Consider the following 16,512-nt stretch of genomic DNA (forward strand, 5'->3'; position numbering starts at 1 on the left):
ACGAACTAAAAAATGCCCGGGACGGCCCCGTCAAGCTCCGGTCAAGAGTCGCCGTCCCGACGCAGCACGATCCCCAGGGCCAGGCCGAGACCCATGGCAAGGACGGTGAACAGCACCCCGAAGGTCCACGGGTAGCCATGGGCCACATCCGACACCCAGCGTTCGAGACGCACCTGCCGCACCTCCAGGGTCCGGCTCTGGTGCCCCACGATCCGGCCGCCGCGCACCAAGTAGATATCCAAACGATACACCCCCAGGGGAATCTTGGCGGGCAGGTCCACCCGGGTGAAGAACAAGCGGTCACTCACCAGGGTGACCGCATGACCGTCCTGGAGGTAATAGTGGTCCTGTTTCTTGAGCTGAAGCAGGGCATCACGCCAGTCTTCCATGCCCTCCGGCACGTGCGCGATCCGCAGCTTGGCTACCGCATGTTCCAGGGTCAGCCCGTAGCGCTCCCGGGTACGGACGTCGAGTAACTTCTTCACGGGGGCGGAAGCGAGCACATAGAGCAAGCCGGGGGCCGCGTCCACATCAAGCTTTCCGCTGTTGAGCCAGAACGGACCGAACTTGGCCTTGCGGGACAGCGCGACCACCTGGTCCGGAGCGCGCAACCTCACGATCACATCCCCGCGCCGGGAGAGAGCGCCGAAGATCAGGATCTCCTGGCCGGTGAAGCGCGCAGTGATGTCCACGTGGTCCGTTGCGAGCTGAGTTACGAGCCCACCCTCACCCACCGGCGCGGCATGGGCCGGCAGGGCCACGAGTCCGGCCAACAGTAGCCAAGCGCGCTTCATCCAGAGACCACAGCGAGCATATAGAGATCCTTGGGTGGAATCAGGATGTCCGCCAGCATCTTCAGCGTGACTGCCACCACCACCAACGCCAGCACCAACCGCAGCCGTTCGGGCGGCATACGCACACCGAGGCGGATACCCCATTGGGTCCCCAGCGCGGATCCCAGGATCAGGATCAGGGCCAGGAACGGGTCCACCGCATGATTGACCCCGGCCTGCAAGGCGCTGACCACCGCTGTGGTGAACAGCAGTTGGAACAGCGAAGTACCCACCACCACCTTGGTCGGCATCTTCAACAGATAGATCATCACCGGCACCATGATGAACCCGCCACCGACCCCCATGAGCGAAGTCAATACGCCCACCGCCGCGCCCAACAGCAACGGAACCAGCAAAGAGGTGCGCAACGCCGAGACTGGAAAATCGGTTTGTGCCGGAAGGCGGGCCATCAACGCGGCGAGACGTGCGCCCAAACGCGGTTCACTGGGACCACTCGCCAACGCCGCGGGCCCGCCCCACACCGCACGCAGGGATTCGATCAGCATGGAGATGCCCACGATGCCGAGCAACACCACGTAGAGGAAGATGACGATATTGCCGAAGTCACCGCGCTGATGAAGGGCCCGGGCAACGAACACCCCGACACTGCCGCCAGTCCAGCTACCCAACAGCAGGAAGATCCCGATCTTGAAATCGATGTTCCCGAGACGCCAGTGGGCATAGCTGCCCGCCGCCGACGTGCCCACGATCTGCGCGGCGCCGGTAGCAACCGCGACGATAGGCGGAACACCGATGAAGATCAGCAACGGCGTGATCAAAAACCCGCCGCCGACTCCGACCAGCCCCGACAGCAGCCCGACCGCACCACCGAACATAAGGATCACCCACAGGTTGACATCCATGTGGGCAATTGGAAGAAAGATTTCCATACGATTCGAGTTCCCGGACCGTTGCGTACTCAGCGGATCGCCATACGCCGGCTACTCAGCACCGGGCGTTTCCATCCGGAACTCCGCCATGGCGCTGCAAATATGGGAAAGCGGAACATCGGGTGGAACCAACATCACCGGCACCGGAAGAATCTCCGCGAGCTTGGCGCCCAGGCGCCCACTGGAACGGCGCAGCCGCAACTGGGACTTCTTCTCGCTGGCGATGCCGCGCCGCCCAGCCACCACCATGAGGATCTGGCGATCGCCGTTCACTACCTTGAGGATCTCCTCCTCGGGCATGCCCTCCACGATATAAAATTCCGGGACTACGTCGCAGATCACGCTAATTTTTTGGGAGATTTCCGCCAAGGTGGCCTCTGCCTGACGGCGGATGTCATCCTTCATGCGTGTCTCCACCCCGACCCAGAAGCTCAAGGCCGGGACGTCGAGCACGTAGATCAGGCCGAGATGCGCCCCGAGCAGCCGCGCGATGCGCGCGCCGACCCCTGCGGCCACCAGGGAATTCTGCGATCCATCGATGGCGGCCAGGATCGTACCGTTTTCGGGATTACTCATCGCGATCGGGTCCTGCCGAAATAAACGGATCAAAAATCAGGATCGGGAGGGGCGGCCGTCACCCGCCCCCGTCCGTATGGACATCAGGCGACGGCCCCGTCCGGAGCGGTACACAACAACCGCGCCGCGGGCGCGTTTATCATACACGCCGGGTATCCAGCGATGAACCCCCGGGAACAACGCTACCCGACTGTGGTCGCCGGATGCGCCCATCCGGCGCCGTGCGGGATGCGCGCTATGCCACCCCTGCCCGAGCCAGGATCCACAGGACCGCCGCGCCATAGGCTCCCGCCAGCAGGTCGTCCACCATGATCCCGAAGCCCCCCGGGACGTTGCGGTCCAACCAACGGATCGGCCAGGGTTTGACGATATCGAAGAGCCGGAACAGGGCAAAACCCGCCACCACCCAGAACCAGGTGCGCGGTACCGGGATCATGGTCACCAGAAAACCGACGATCTCGTCCCACACGATGGCCGGATGATCGGCCACGCCCAGTTCTACAGCGGCGCGGTGGCAGAGCCAGATGCCCACTGCGAACATCACCGTGACCACCGCCGCATAGACGGTGCCCGGGAACAGCGCAAGCCCCCAGTAGAGCGGAACCGCCACCAGCGTCCCCGCGGTACCCGGCGCGTAGGGCGACAGACCAGCGCCGAACCCCAGCGCCAAGAACGGGACCGGCCGTCGCAACAGCCGTGGCGGAACCGCCGGTCTGCCTGCCGCCGTATCGCGCATCAGGCCCCGCCCCCGCACGCGGGAATCCGCCCGGCGTTGGCCGTCATCAAGAAACCGGCCCCGCGAAGTGGTCGTAGCCGGTACCGCCAGGCGTGTAGGCGCTGCCATCGCGCCGCTGGCAACGCACACCGGACCCCGAGTACACGGACCCGATCCGGGTCACAGAGGTACGCAGGGCGGCGAAGCGCTCCGCCACCGCATGCGCCTGCGCCGCGGGCGCGGCGAAACACAACTCGTAGTCGTCCCCGGCGGTAAGGGCCAAGTCCCAGGGACACTCGGCACCCATGTGCACCCGGTACAGATCGGATACCGGTAACCCGTCGACCTGGATCGTCACACCCACCCCGCTCGCGCGCGCCAAGTGCCCGACGTCGCCCAGCAGCCCATCGGATACGTCAATGGCGGCCACCGCCAGATCGCGCAGTGCCAAGCCCTCCGCCACTCGCGGTTGCGGGGTGTCCAGGCGCCGGCGCAACGCCTGCAGAGCATCCTCCGGCACGATACGCCGGCCCTGCAGGCCCGCCAGGGCGAGGCCCGCATCCCCCAGCGTACCGGTGACGTAGAGATCGTCGCCAGGACGCGCGCCGCTGCGCCGCAACGCCCGGCCCGCGGGAAGGAACCCCAACGCCTGCATCGTGATACTCAAGGGGCCGCGGGTAGTGTCCCCTCCCACCAGCGCCACACCGTGGGCGCTGGCCAAGGCCGACAGGCCGCGGGCAAACGCCGCCAACCACGTCGCGTCGACGCCCGGCACGGTGAGTGCCAGCGTCGCCCAGGCCGGTTCTGCGCCCATGGCGGCGAGGTCACTCAGGCTGACGGCAAGGCTCTTGTGCCCGATAGCGTCCGGCGCGGTATCCGGGGGAAAGTGGATGCCCGCTACCAGCGTGTCGGTGGTGACGGCGAGCTCGACACCCGCCGGGACCCGCAGCACCGCGGCGTCGTCCCCGATGCCCAGGGCAACGTCGGGCCGGTGTCCCGCCGCGGGGGCAAAGAACCTGCGGATGAGTTCGAATTCGCCCAGGGGCATGACGTTCACAGTGGGGCGGACCGCGGGAACCGCCGCTCACTCCTCCCCGGTCATCTCCACGGCACGCAATTGCTGCGCCATCCGGTCGAGCACACCGTTGACGAACTTGTGGCCTTCCTCCGCGCCGTAGATCCGGGCAAGGGCCACCGCCTCATTGATCGCGACACGGCAGGGTACGTCGAGACGGTAGCCCAGTTCATAGCCGCCGATCAGCAGGATTACGCGCTCAATCGGATCCAGGCCCGCGAACGGACGATCGAGGAACGGCGCGAGGCGCGCCTGTAGATCGTCCAGATGCGCGGGAACCTGGTGCAGGAGTTCCTCGAAGTAGGCTAGGTCGGCACGACTCATGTCCTGACCGACGCGGAACTGGGCATCGATATCGGAGACGTCCTGGCCGGTCATCTCCCACTGGTACAAGGCCTGGACCACACGCCGGCGCGCCCAGCTGCGGGCTTGGTAGACACTTCCGCCCGCTGACCCGCCCGCGGCCATGCCGGCTCAGTGGCCGAGTTGCCGCAACAGGTTGACCATCTCGATCACCGAGAGCGCGGCGTCCACGCCCTTGTTACCCGCCTTGGTACCGGCACGCTCAATGGCCTGTTCGATATTGTCGACGGTCAGTACGCCGAACCCCACGGGGATCTGATGCTCCATCGCCACCGCCGCAAGCCCCTTGGCACATTCACCGGCCACATAGTCAAAGTGCGGGGTCGCCCCGCGAATCACGCAACCAAGGGCCACCACCGCATCACACTTGCGCGCCGCGGCCAGTTGCTTCACCACCATCGGGATCTCGAAGGCGCCCGGAACATGGATCAACTCCAGATCCTTTTCCGCCGCCCCGTGGCGCAGCAGGGTGTCCACCGCGCCTTCCACCAGCTTCTCCACGATGAAGCCGTTGAAGCGGGCAGCGACGAGCGCGAAGCGCGCGTCGCGGATGACAAGCTCGCCACTGGTGTTTCGGATATTCTTCGACATGTTGCTGCGATCCCGGCTTGCTGTTTGCGGGCCCCTGAAACCGGCCCGGATGATGTTTCCGCCGTCCCCTAGGGCCGGTGCGGCCCATGCTACACGGGGGATTGACCGGCTTCAAATGGACTCGGCGCGGTGGGTACTGCTCAGTCCACGTACTCCACGACCTCCAACCCAAACCCCGAGAGGCCGTGAACCTTCTTGGGCTTGCTCAACACCCGCATGCGCCGCACGCCGAGATCGCTGAGAATCCGGGCCCCGAGCCCCAGGGTGCGCAGTTCAGAGCCGGCCGCGACCGGCGGTTCGGCATTGCCTTCCAATTGGCAGTTGCGCACGCGCCGGATCAGCTCCCGGGAATCCTCCCCCTGGCGCAACAGCAGCACCACCCCGCTATCCTCCCGCGCCACCCGGGCCAGGGCGCTGCGCAGAGTCCACCCGCTGCCGTGCAGGGCGCCAAGCACGTCAGCCAGGGTATCGAAAACCTGAACGCGGACCAGGACCGGTTGCTGCGGATCCACTTCGCCCCGGACCAGGGCGAAGTGGATCTGGCCGTCCACCGGGTCCTGATAGCTCACCAGCCGGAACGCGCCGAACTCGGTGGGCAGGTCACACTCGGCGACCCGTTGCACAGTCTTTTCGTGGGCGATCCGGTAGCGGATCAGGTCCGCGATGGTGCCGATCTTAAGCCCGTGCTGCCGCGCGAATACCTCCAGCTGCGGCCGCCGTGCCATGGTGCCATCCTCGTTGAGGATCTCGACGATCACCGCGGCCGGTTCCAGGCCCGCAAGCCGTGCGAGATCACAGCCCGCCTCGGTATGTCCGGCGCGTGTCAATACGCCGCCCGGTTGCGCCATGATGGGAAATATGTGGCCCGGAGATACCAAGTCCTCGGGCTGGGCATCCGGCGCCACCGCGACGCGCACGGTGACGGCCCGGTCGGCCGCAGATATTCCGGTGGTAACCCCCGCTGCGGCTTCGATGGACACCGTGAAGTTGGTGGGATACTTGGATTCGTTGGCGGATACCATGAGCGGCAGGCGCAGTTGCTGACAGCGATCCCGGGTCAGCGGCAGGCAGATCAACCCCCGGCCGTAGCGCGCCATGAAGTTGATGTGCTCGGCAGTGACCTGTGCGGCGGCCATGACCAAGTCGCCCTCGTTCTCCCGGTCCTCGTCGTCCATGATGATGGCCATCCGTCCCTGGCGGAGGTCCTCGATGATCTCTGGAATGGTGTTCAGTTCCATGGGGTCGTTACGTTCCAAAATCGGCCGGGCCGGGTACGTTCAGGACTGCGAATTCAGAAAGCCGTGACGCGCCAACAGTTCATGAGTAACGCCACCGGTCGCGGCGGCCGCATCGCCCAACAGCAGCCGCTCCAGGTAACGAGCAATCAGATCCACCTCCAGATTCACCCGTCGGCCGGGACGGAAACCCGCACAGGTGGTCTGCTCCAGGGTATGGGGCACCACGTTGACGCCGAACTCCGCGCCGTGGACCTCAGTGACGGTCAGGCTCACGCCGTCCACGCATACCGAACCTTGGGCGGCGATGTAACGGGCCAGAGTCCCGGGAGCGCGGATGCGGAACCGTACCGAACGCGCGTCGGCGCGGCGCGCGAGTATCTCACCAATTCCATCCACGTGTCCGCTCACCAAGTGTCCGCCCAGGCGCGTGGTGGGCAACAGCGCCTTCTCCAGATTCACCGGTGTCCCCACATCCAGATCCGCGAGCACAGTGCGCGCGCGGGTCTCCCCGGACACATCGGCCCAGAACCCGTCGCCCGACAAGGCCACGGCGGTGAGGCAGACACCGCTCACCGCGACGCTGTCTCCCACTGCCACGTCCGCGAGGTCCAACGCGCCGGTGGCCACCCGCAGCCGGGCGTCCGCCCCACAAGTCTCCAGCGCGGCTACCGTGCCGACGGCCTCTATGATTCCGGTAAACATCGGGTGTCGACGATCCTCACGTGGGCCAGCCCCGACCGGCCCCCGCCCGGCACGCGTACGTGGCGTGCTGTTCTCACCGGTCGCCGGACGTCGCTGCGCCCGCGCGACGAACCGCTAAGTCCGACCAGAGCCTAGGACGGGGCCACGCCCGGCCGCGCGACGATCCGCCAGTCGCGTCCCACCGCACGCACGTCAAGGATCTCGAGGCCTATGCGCTCATCCATGGACTGGAGTCCGGGCAGGTGAACCAACCCGCGCCCCGCGTCCCCCAGCAGATGGGGTGCCAAGTAGAGGACGAACTCGTCCACCAGCCCAGCCCGCAGCATCGCACCACCGAGGACGCTGCCGCCCTCCAACAGGACTTCGTTGATCTCCCGGCGACCCAGGAAGGTCAACAGCGCCGCCAAGTCCACCCGCCCGTCGCCCCCGGGGAGCGCCACCAGTTCCACGCCCCGCTGCGCCAGGGCACTGCCGGCGGCACCCTGGTCGGTCACCGTCGCCACCAGCGTCCGGCCCGGCAATCCTATCATACGTGCCGCCGGCGGGAGACGCAGGCGGGAATCCACCACTACCCGCAGGGGTTGCGGACTCGGGAGATCCGGTTCCAGACCTAGCTCCACCGGCGTGAGGCGCACGGTCAGGGAAGGGTCATCCGCGAGCGCGGTATCCACACCGACCATGATCGCGGAACTACGCGCCCGTAGCCGCTGCACATCCGCCCGTGCCGCTGCGCCGGTGATCCACTGGCTGAACCCGGAAGCCAGCGCGGTGCGCCCGTCCAGACTCATGGCCGACTTGAAACGTACGAATGGACGGCCGGACTCCATGCGGCGCGCGAAACCGGGATTCAGGGCCCGCGCTCGATCCTCCAGCAGCCCGGTCCGCACCGTGATACCGGCGGCGCGCAAGCGCTCCACGCCCCGGCCCGCCACGCGCGGATTGGGATCGGTCATGGCAGCCACGACCGCGGCGACACCCGCTTCTACCAGCGCATCGGTGCAGGGCGGCGTTCGACCCAGGTGACAACAGGGCTCCAAGGTGACATAAGCACTCGCGCCACGCGCATCGGCGCCGGCCGCCCGGAGCGCGCGCACTTCCGCGTGGGGTTCCCCGGCACGGCGGTGCCAGCCCTCCCCCACGACGCAGCCATCGCGCACCAACACGCAACCGACCCGGGGATTCGGATCCGTGGTATACAGGCCGAGCGCCGCCAATTCCAAGGCCCGCGCCATGTACCCGTATTCCACGGCGGAAAACATCAGCGGCGCGCCCTGGACCCGCACCGGACCGCGCAAGAACCGTGCGTGGGCAGGTGCCACATCGGCCTCACTCGCCGTCCTCCGGGAGCAAGGGGAGCTGGTTGCGGCGCAGTTCAGGAGGCAGTTCGCGCTCCAGACGCTCGATTTCCTCCCGGAACGCGTTGACATCCTGGAAGCTCCGATACACCGACGCGAAGCGCACATAGGCCACCTGGTCCAGGTCGCGCAACTCGTCCATGACCCACGCGCCGATCTGCTGCGAGATCACCTCGCGCTCACCGGTGGCCCGCAATTTCTGTTTGATATGGTTGATCGCGGCTTCGATCCGTTCAGTATCTACCGGACGCTTTTCCAGCGCGCGCAGGATTCCGTTGCGCAGCTTGTCCTCCGCGAACGCCTCCCGGCTCCCCTCCCGCTTCACCACCCTCGGCAACACCAACTCCGCGCTTTCATAGGTCGTGAAGCGCTCGCTGCAGGTGACGCACTCCCGGCGACGGCGCACCTGGCAGCCCTCGTTGGCGAGCCGCGAGTCGATGACCCGCGTGTCCTCGGAACCACAGGATGGACAACGCATGGTATAGCCCCTATCGGCGGTCCGGCATCACAGGCACCCGCCCCATCGGGACCGAACTAGAACCTGGTGCCGACACCCGATGGCCGCGATGTGGTCCACGCCGCACCCCGCTGGGTTACGCCGCGCCCCACTCGTGTTCGTAGACCGGGCGCCGCCGACAGATCTCCAGCACTTGGCCCTGGACCCGCTCGATGGTGGCCTCGTTCTCCACGTCGTCCAGCACATCGCAGATCCAGCCGGCAAGCGCTGTCACATCGTCCCGCGTAAAACCGCGGGTCGTCACGGCCGGCGTGCCGATGCGGATGCCACTGGTGACAAAAGGCGACTGGGGATCGTTGGGGACCGCGTTCTTGTTCACCGTAATATGGGCGCGCCCGAGGGCGGCGTCCGCGGCCTTGCCAGTGATGCCGCGTTCGATCAGGTCGAGCAGGAACAGGTGGTTGTCGGTCCCGCCCGATACCACCCGATAACCCCGGTCTATGATCGCCGTGGCCATGGCCCGGGCATTGGCGAGGACCTGGCGCTGATATTCCTTGAATTCCGGTTGCAGCGCCTCCAGAAATGCGACCGCCTTGGCGGCGATGACATGCATCAACGGTCCGCCCTGCGTCCCCGGAAACACCAGCGAACTGAGTTTCTTCTCGACGTCCGGGTTGGCGCGCGCCAAGATCAGGCCGCCGCGGGGCCCGCGCAGGGTCTTGTGGGTGGTGGTGGTCGTCACATCGGCGATCTGCACCGGGCTCGGATAGACCCCGGCGGCGATCAGCCCGGCGGGGTGGGCCATATCCACGAACAGCCAGGCTCCCACCTCGTCGGCGATGACGCGGAAGCGCTGCCAATCCACCACCCGTGAATACGCGGAGAAACCGGCGACGATCATCTTCGGGCGGTGCTCGCGGGCCAGCTGCTGGACCTGGTCGTAGTCGATCTCGCCGGTATCGGTGTTCAGGCCGTATTGGACCGCCCGGTAGATCCGCCCGGAGAAGTTCACTTTCGCCCCGTGGGTAAGGTGCCCGCCGTGGGCGAGGCTCATGCCGAGCAGAGTGTCGCCGGGGTCCAGCAGGGCCATGTACACCGCCGCGTTCGCCTGGGAACCGGAGTGCGGCTGGACGTTGGCGTAATCGGCGCCAAACAGCTGCTTCGCCCGGTCGATGGCCAGTTGTTCGGCCACGTCGACGAACTCGCAGCCGCCGTAGTAACGCCGGGCGGGGTAGCCCTCGGCGTACTTGTTGGTCAGCACCGAACCCTGTGCCTGCAGCACGCGCGGGCTCGCATAGTTTTCGGAGGCGATCAGTTCGATATGGTCTTCTTGGCGGCGCACTTCACCTTGCATAGCCTGCCAAAGCGCATCATCGAACCCGGCAATCTGCATCGACTTGGGAAACATGATCCTCCCCCGGTTGGCGGGTGGGAAACAGCGGGTGTCCAGGAAGCCCCGACCGGATAACAGGACCGGCGGCGGTCCCAGGCGGGCGGAAAGCCGGGCCAGGATACCCGATTTGCGGAGCCGATGCATGTATCCGGCTACGTTGGCCCACGGAAGGATGCGGTCAACCCGGCTCCAGAAGGACCTCCACCACCGCGCTCCAGGCCGCCGCCAGGTTCTCCCGGTCGTAGCCACCACCCCCCATGGCCAGCACCCGGCCTTGGCAATGGGTCTGTGCAAGTGCGCGCACCCGGCGCGCCGCATGCGCGTGGGCCGCCGGGGAATAGCACAGGTGCGTAATGGGGTCGCCGGCCATGCTGTCCGCCCCGCACTGTAGCAGGATAAAATCCGGCCGTCCTTCCGTCAGAAACGCTTCCGCCTGTTCCCAGGCGGCGAGAAAGTCCTGATCACCCGCGCCTGGACGCATCGGCAAGTTGAGCTTGGTACCGCGGGCGGGTCCGCGGCCGGTCTCCTCGGCGTGTCCGGTCCCCGGGTATAGACACCGCCCGTCCTCATGGAGATCCACGAAAATGAGGTCCGGGTCCTCCTCGAACGCGTAGAAGACCCCGTCGGCGTGATGGGCATCGATGTCAACGTAAGCCACACGGCGTATCCCGTAAACGGCGCGCAGGGTCTCGATCGCCACCCCGCAGTCATTGAACACGCAGAACCCGGCGGCGGCGTCGCGGCGCGCGTGATGAAGCCCGGCGATAGGACTGAACGCGCAGCGGCATTCACCGGCAAGGATGGCTCGCACCGCCTCCAAGGTAGTGCCCACCACGAAGGCGGCGGCCTCAAATACACCAGGAAACGCCGGCGTATCCCCGTGGTCCAAAAATCCGGTTCCCGCCCGGGACTGGGCTCGCACCCGCTCCAGGTAATCGCGGGTGTGGAACCGCTCCAAGGCCTGGGCGGAAGCCAGGTGTGGAGCACGCACCTGCACCCGGCGCAACAAGCCACGGCGTTCCAACTCGATCTGGAACGCCTCCATGCGGTCATGGCCAAAGGGGTGGCCGTGGCCAAAGCCATAGCCGGCCAATTCGGCGCCCAGGTAGACCTGAACATCGGATGGGTGGTCAGGTGTCATCGGTATCGGGTGAGAGCGGCGCGGCGCATGGCCGCAACCACGAAAGTATACGGCAACGGAACCGGGCTGATGGAAGGGGAGTCAGCCGACCTTGTCGGAGGACTGCACGACCTTGGGTGCCAACATCTGGTCGAGCATCGCCGCCGGGACCGGTCGACTCACCAGGTAGCCCTGGATGGCGTCGCAACCGCGGTCCTGCAGAAACTGCCGCTGCTCCACGGTCTCCACGCCTTCCGCTACCACATCAAGCTTCAGGTTGTGGGCCATGGCGATGATCGCCGTGGCGATGGCCGCGTCGTCGGGGTCAGTGGTGATGTCACGGACAAAGGACCGATCGATCTTCAGCGTATCGATGGGGAAACGCTTCAGATAGCTCAAGCTGGAGTACCCGGTTCCGAAATCGTCGATGGACAACCGCACGCCCATATCGTGCAGCTCCCATAGCGTGGACCGCGTCAGTTTATCGTTCTGCATGATGCTGCTTTCGGTAAGTTCCAGCTCCAGCCACTTCGGGTCCAGCCCGGTATCGGACAGCACGCCACGCACGGTGTCCACCAGGTCGCGCTGCTTGAGCTGGCGCCCGGACAGATTGACAGCAACCCGGACCCGCTGGTGCCCCGCATCCTGCCACGCCCGGGCCTGTTGGCATGCACTGAATAGCACCCATTCGCCGATCGGCACAATCAGTCCGGTCTCCTCGGCCGGTTGAATAAAGTCCGCCGGCGGCACCATCCCCAGATCTGGATGGTGCCAGCGGATCAGCGCTTCCAGCCCAATGATCTCGCCGGATGCCAGGTGTACCTGGGGCTGGTAGTGGAGCAGGAATTCGTTGCGCTCCAGGGCGCGCCGCAGGTCGTTCTCCAGCTCCAGGCGCTCCATGGCGCGGGCGCTCATCTCGGCGGTGTAGAACTGATAGTTGTTGCGCCCATAGTCCTTGGCCCGGTACATCGCAACATCGGCGTTCTTCAGCAAAGTCCCATGGTCCCCCCCGTCGAACGGGTATAGGGCGATGCCGATGCTCGCCGTGACGAAGACCTCGCGGCTATCCAACATAAATGGCTCAGCGAGCACGACCAGCACCTTCTGGGCGATCAGCGCCGCTTCCTGGGCGGACGCCACTCCCTCCACGATCACGGTGAACTCGTCACCGCCGAGGCGCCCGACGATGTCGCCCTTGCGCACACACGCGGTAAGCCGCTGGGCGACGGACTGGAGGAGGAGATCTCCGGCGCCGTGCCCCAGGCTGTCGTTGATGAGCTTGAAGCGGTCGAGGTCCAAAAACAGCAGCGCGAGTGGCTGGCCCCTGCGGCGCGCCAGGTCGGTGCTCTGTTCGAGTTGATCCGCAAACCGCTGGCGGTTGGGAAGATCGGTAAGCGGATCGTGGTAGGCCAGATGGTTGACGCGTTTCTCCGCGCGGCTCTCGGTCAGCATGCGCCGCACCCGTTGGCGCAGTACCGCCCAACGGATCGGCTTGTGGACGTAATCGCTGGCCCCGCTCTCGAACGCGCGGTTGACCGATTCCTCGTCATCCAGGCCGGTAATGATCAGGACCGGCGTCAGATCTCCGCCTGGGAGACTGCGCAATTTGGCGCACGCGGTAAACCCATCGATGCCGGGCATCACGGCATCCATGAGCACCAGGTCCGGGTGGCTCCGATCAAAGATCTCTAGGGCTTGACCCCCGTCGACCGCCTCCTCCACCCGATATCCGTCCCGCTCCAAGGCGCGACGCAGCATGAGCCGCGTGGCCTGGTCGTCATCCACCACCAGGATCAACGGCTCGCTGTGATCGTGAGGCGCGGACATCAGGGCCCCTCCAGTGCCAGTTCCGCCTGCAGAACCTTGCGCACTGCGGCCAATTCCCGCTCCAACTGAGTGGTCAACTCGGCAGCCCCGGCCAGATTCCGGGTTTGGCCCATCCGTTGCAGGTCGCGGCAAATAGCCGTCAACCTGACCGCGCCCATGTTGGAAGCGCTGCCCTTGAGGCTGTGGGCCTGCGCGAACACGGTCGGGGAATCACCGTCCGCCGCCGCCCGCTTCAGGTCCTCCACGCGCCGGACGGCGTCGCTCAGGAACATCATGACACAGGATGTGGTCTCCTCTCCCAACAGGTCGCGCAATTCACCGAACTGTTTCTCATCGACACATGCGAGGTCCGCGAGCGGCATGGTGACACCCCCTGCGTATTCGGCGCCCACCAACGCCACGGAAGAATCCCCCGACAGGGCCCCGCACGGCGGCAGCCAGCGGACCAGTACCGCACGCAGGGAATCCAGACGCAGCGGTTTGGACAGATAGTCATCCATCCCGACGGCAAAGCATCGGTCCCGGTCACCCTTCAGGGTATAGGCGGTCATGGCGACGATGGGCACCCGGCCGCCCGCGTCGCCGCGGCGCCGGATCTCAGCGGTGGCCTCGTAGCCGTCCATCTCCGGCATCTGACAATCCATGAGGACCAGGTCATAGCGCCGGGCCTCCAATGCCTGGAGAGCTTCCCGGCCATTAGCGACCGTATCGGCACCGCAACCCAGTCGCTTGAGCATGCCAACCGCCACCTGCTGATTGACCGCGTTGTCCTCCACCACCAGGATCCGCGCGCCTGCATAGCGTTCAACTGGTTCCCGCAGGCCGTGAGCGCTACCCACCGGCCCTGTTTGGACCTCCAGCACCTCTGTGACGCGTTGGACCAGTTGCCCGTACCGCAACGGCTTGGTGACATATCCGTCGATCCCCGCGGCCCGGACCGCCGCGGTATCCCCCCTCTGGCCCAGGGGGACCATCAGCAGCATCGGGAGATCCGCCAGGGTCTGGTCGTTGCGCACCGCGTTGGGGAAGTCCAGGTTCTCCATCCCCGGGACCGATCCATCCACGAAGACTATATGGTAGGGCGCAGGCCCCTCCGCCGCCTCTCGCAGCCGATCCACGGCGTCGTATCCGCTGGGCTCGCAATCGAAGTCCAAGGACAGCGTCCGCAGATGATGACATAGCGCCTCCCGGCTCAGGTCGTCCCCGGCCACCACCAAGGCTTTGCGGCCCGCGAGCCCATGCGGCAGCGGGCCGCTGCGTTCCGCCACCGGCAGGTCCACCGTGAACCAGAACGTGCTTCCTTGGGCAGGCAACGATTCCACGCCGATCTCGCCACCCATCCGGGTAACGAGCTCCTTGCAGATAGCCAGACCCAGTCCGGTCCCCCCGTAGCGCCGCGTAGTCGAGGTATCCGCCTGCGAAAAGAGCTCGAACACCGAACGCTGGGCCTCCGGCGGGATCCCGATCCCGGTATCCTTGACCGAGAAGCGCAGACACACACCGGTCTCCGTCTCACTCAGGAATTCCGCCCGCACCGCGACCGCGCCGTGCTCCGTGAATTTAACGGCGTTGCCGATCAGGTTGGTGAGCACCTGCCGCAGGCGTGTCGGATCGCCACGCAGCGTCCAGGGCACCGGGGCGGAAACGATGCCCGCGAGCTGCAGGCCCTTGGCGTGAGCACGCTCCGAGAATAGTTCAACGGCATCCTCCAGGATCGGGCGCACGTCGAAATCGATGCTTTCCAGACGCAATTTGTGCGCCTCGATCTTGGAGAAATCCAGGATGTCGTTCAGGAGCGCCAGGAGCGAATCGCCCGACTTGTGGGCCACGTCCGCGTACTCCCGTTGCTCGGACGAGAGCGTGGTCTCCCGAAGCAGGCTCAGCATCCCGAGCACGCCATTCATCGGCGTGCGGATCTCATGGCTCATGTTGGCAAGAAATTCACTCTTCGCGCGATTCGCTGCCTCCGCGGACTCCTTCGCCCGGTGCAGCGCGCGCTCAGTGCGCACCCGTTCCAAGGCGTTGACCAAGATCTCCGCCACCAGTCGGAGCAGCGCCAGATCCACCTCCCCCCACGGCCGCTCATCGTGCATCGAGTCGAAGCCGATGAATCCGGAGACGGTTTCGCCATAGACCATCGGGATACAGACACAGGAGCGCACCCCCTGGGCGCGCAGGGCCTCTCCCCAAGCGCCGATGTCCTGCGGGGCCTGCTCCAGGCTGCGGACATCAACGAGCTCCCTGCGACGGATCCGCTCGATCAACCACCCCGCGTCGCGCACGCCGAGGTCCTCGAGCGCCTCACCCAGGGGGGTGACCCCTTCCGAGCACCATTCGCGGTCCCGGCGCGCGCGCTCACCGTCGTCGGAAAATAAGAACAGGTAGGCCCGATCCATTTCATAGAAGTCCGCCACTGCCTGCAGACCGCGCGCGACCTCGGCACCGATCCCGTTCGCGTTGGCGCTGATGAAATGTGCCGACATGGTGCTCACCAGCTGCTGCGCCTCGATCTGGAACTGCAACGCCAGTTCCGCGCGGCGACGCTCCTCCACGCGCTGTTCCAACATCACCTTCTGGCTACGTAGATCGGCGTTGCGTTCCTCCAGAACCACCATCATCTTGTTGAAGGCCTTGGACATCTCCAGGATGTCCTTCGGCCCGTGGAGCGGCGCGCGGATCTCGGTCGCCCCGAGTTCTGCCTGCTTCATGATCTGCGACAACCGGCCGATGGGCCCGGTAATCCGCGCTGTTATGATCCGCAGCAGGAACAAAAGGACAGCCGCCAACAGGAACGAAATGGTGATGTTGTCGAGGAAGATCCCGCGCTGCATGTCATGAAGCGTCGCCTTGCTCATGGAAACATAGACGAAGCCGACGAGCTGCGGACCGGACGGATGCAGATCGAACGGGGATTTTGCAGAGGTGCCGGACCCGCCGGCGAACACGGGCGCGGAAAAACCCCAGCTGTCCTTGCCCTCATGCACCAGCGCCGCACCCTGACGCGGCCACTGATCCACGGCCCGGGGCGCCCACACGCCCCCGACGCCCTGGTTGAGGATCGCGTTGTGGTCGAGATCGTAGACTTCGACCCGGCGCACACCGGGAAAAGCAAGCGTGGCAGCGGCCGAATCCCGCGCGTTTTCTCCACTGGAATAGAGCAGCGCCAGCACGCTCTGGCGCGCGAAGTTTTCCGTGACCTGCCGGCCCTGTTCCAGCAGCGTGACGCGGATCTTGCGGCTCGCGGACCAGGAGATGGCCACGGACGTGACCAGGGCCAAGCAGACGATCCCCATCGTGAAGGTGAGGGACAGCTGGCGTAGAAATCCCTGGTGAGGCGGAAACAGTCGGTCCAACGCGCCCATGGTCAGTCCACCACC

15 protein-coding genes are annotated in these 16,512 nt (G+C 65.9%); all 15 read right to left on the minus strand.

Annotation, left to right across the window (positions count from 1 at the left end; translation table 11 throughout):
* Positions 1–41: 41 nt before the first annotated feature.
* The 15 genes from B7Z66_00785 to B7Z66_00855 all read right to left on the minus strand — a co-directional run bounded on the left by B7Z66_00785 (position 42) and on the right by B7Z66_00855 (position 16,497).
* Positions 42–794: a hypothetical protein gene (locus tag B7Z66_00785; GenBank protein ID OYV78127.1), complete on the minus strand. Its 753-nt coding sequence runs from the start codon at positions 792–794 to the stop codon at positions 42–44.
* Complete coding sequence (locus B7Z66_00790; protein ID OYV78128.1) at positions 791–1,723, minus strand: permease; 933 nt, start codon at positions 1,721–1,723, stop codon at positions 791–793. The genes B7Z66_00785 and B7Z66_00790 overlap by 4 nt, the downstream gene beginning before the upstream one ends.
* A 51-nt stretch (positions 1,724–1,774) precedes the next feature.
* On the minus strand, positions 1,775–2,299 hold the full coding sequence (locus tag B7Z66_00795) for a hypothetical protein (GenBank protein ID OYV78129.1): 525 nt from the start codon (positions 2,297–2,299) through the stop codon (positions 1,775–1,777).
* 235 nt (positions 2,300–2,534) lie between these two features.
* Positions 2,535–3,035 (minus strand): phosphatidylglycerophosphatase A, encoded by a 501-nt coding sequence (locus B7Z66_00800; protein OYV78130.1) that lies wholly within the window; start codon positions 3,033–3,035, stop codon positions 2,535–2,537.
* Positions 3,036–3,081: 46 nt separating this feature from the next.
* Positions 3,082–4,056 carry a thiamine-phosphate kinase gene (locus B7Z66_00805; GenBank protein OYV78378.1) on the minus strand — a complete coding sequence of 325 codons (975 nt, stop codon included), beginning with the start codon at positions 4,054–4,056 and terminating at the stop codon, positions 3,082–3,084.
* Positions 4,057–4,098: 42 nt separating this feature from the next.
* Positions 4,099–4,557, minus strand: a complete 459-nt coding sequence (locus tag B7Z66_00810; GenBank protein OYV78131.1) for a hypothetical protein — start codon at positions 4,555–4,557, stop codon at positions 4,099–4,101.
* A 6-nt stretch (positions 4,558–4,563) separates the two neighbouring features.
* Entirely contained in the window at positions 4,564–5,043 is a 480-nt protein-coding gene (locus B7Z66_00815; protein ID OYV78132.1) for a 6,7-dimethyl-8-ribityllumazine synthase, read from the minus strand.
* A gap of 140 nt (positions 5,044–5,183) precedes the next feature.
* On the minus strand, positions 5,184–6,281 hold the full coding sequence (locus B7Z66_00820; protein ID OYV78133.1) for a 3,4-dihydroxy-2-butanone-4-phosphate synthase: 1,098 nt from the start codon (positions 6,279–6,281) through the stop codon (positions 5,184–5,186).
* Positions 6,282–6,320: 39 nt separating this feature from the next.
* Positions 6,321–6,983 carry a riboflavin synthase gene (locus B7Z66_00825; GenBank protein ID OYV78134.1) on the minus strand — a complete coding sequence of 221 codons (663 nt, stop codon included), beginning with the start codon at positions 6,981–6,983 and terminating at the stop codon, positions 6,321–6,323.
* 131 nt (positions 6,984–7,114) lie between these two features.
* Positions 7,115–8,215: a riboflavin biosynthesis protein RibD gene (locus B7Z66_00830; GenBank protein ID OYV78379.1), complete on the minus strand. Its 1,101-nt coding sequence runs from the start codon at positions 8,213–8,215 to the stop codon at positions 7,115–7,117.
* Between the two features lie 94 nt (positions 8,216–8,309).
* Complete coding sequence (locus tag B7Z66_00835; GenBank protein ID OYV78135.1) at positions 8,310–8,816, minus strand: transcriptional regulator NrdR; 507 nt, start codon at positions 8,814–8,816, stop codon at positions 8,310–8,312.
* A 115-nt stretch (positions 8,817–8,931) separates the two neighbouring features.
* Positions 8,932–10,203, minus strand: a complete 1,272-nt coding sequence (gene glyA / locus B7Z66_00840) for a serine hydroxymethyltransferase (protein ID OYV78380.1) — start codon at positions 10,201–10,203, stop codon at positions 8,932–8,934.
* A 163-nt stretch (positions 10,204–10,366) separates the two neighbouring features.
* Entirely contained in the window at positions 10,367–11,329 is a 963-nt protein-coding gene (locus tag B7Z66_00845; GenBank protein OYV78136.1) for an acetoin utilization protein AcuC, read from the minus strand.
* 81 nt (positions 11,330–11,410) lie between these two features.
* Positions 11,411–13,135, minus strand: coding sequence for a hypothetical protein (locus tag B7Z66_00850; GenBank protein ID OYV78137.1), 1,725 nt, complete (start codon positions 13,133–13,135; stop codon positions 11,411–11,413).
* Complete coding sequence (locus B7Z66_00855; GenBank protein OYV78138.1) at positions 13,135–16,497, minus strand: hypothetical protein; 3,363 nt, start codon at positions 16,495–16,497, stop codon at positions 13,135–13,137. Before B7Z66_00855 ends, B7Z66_00850 begins: the two co-directional genes overlap by 1 nt.
* Positions 16,498–16,512: the final 15 nt, after the last annotated feature.

It is taken from the genome of Chromatiales bacterium 21-64-14, from assembly GCA_002255365.1.
Lineage (GTDB): Bacteria > Pseudomonadota > Gammaproteobacteria > 21-64-14 > 21-64-14 > 21-64-14.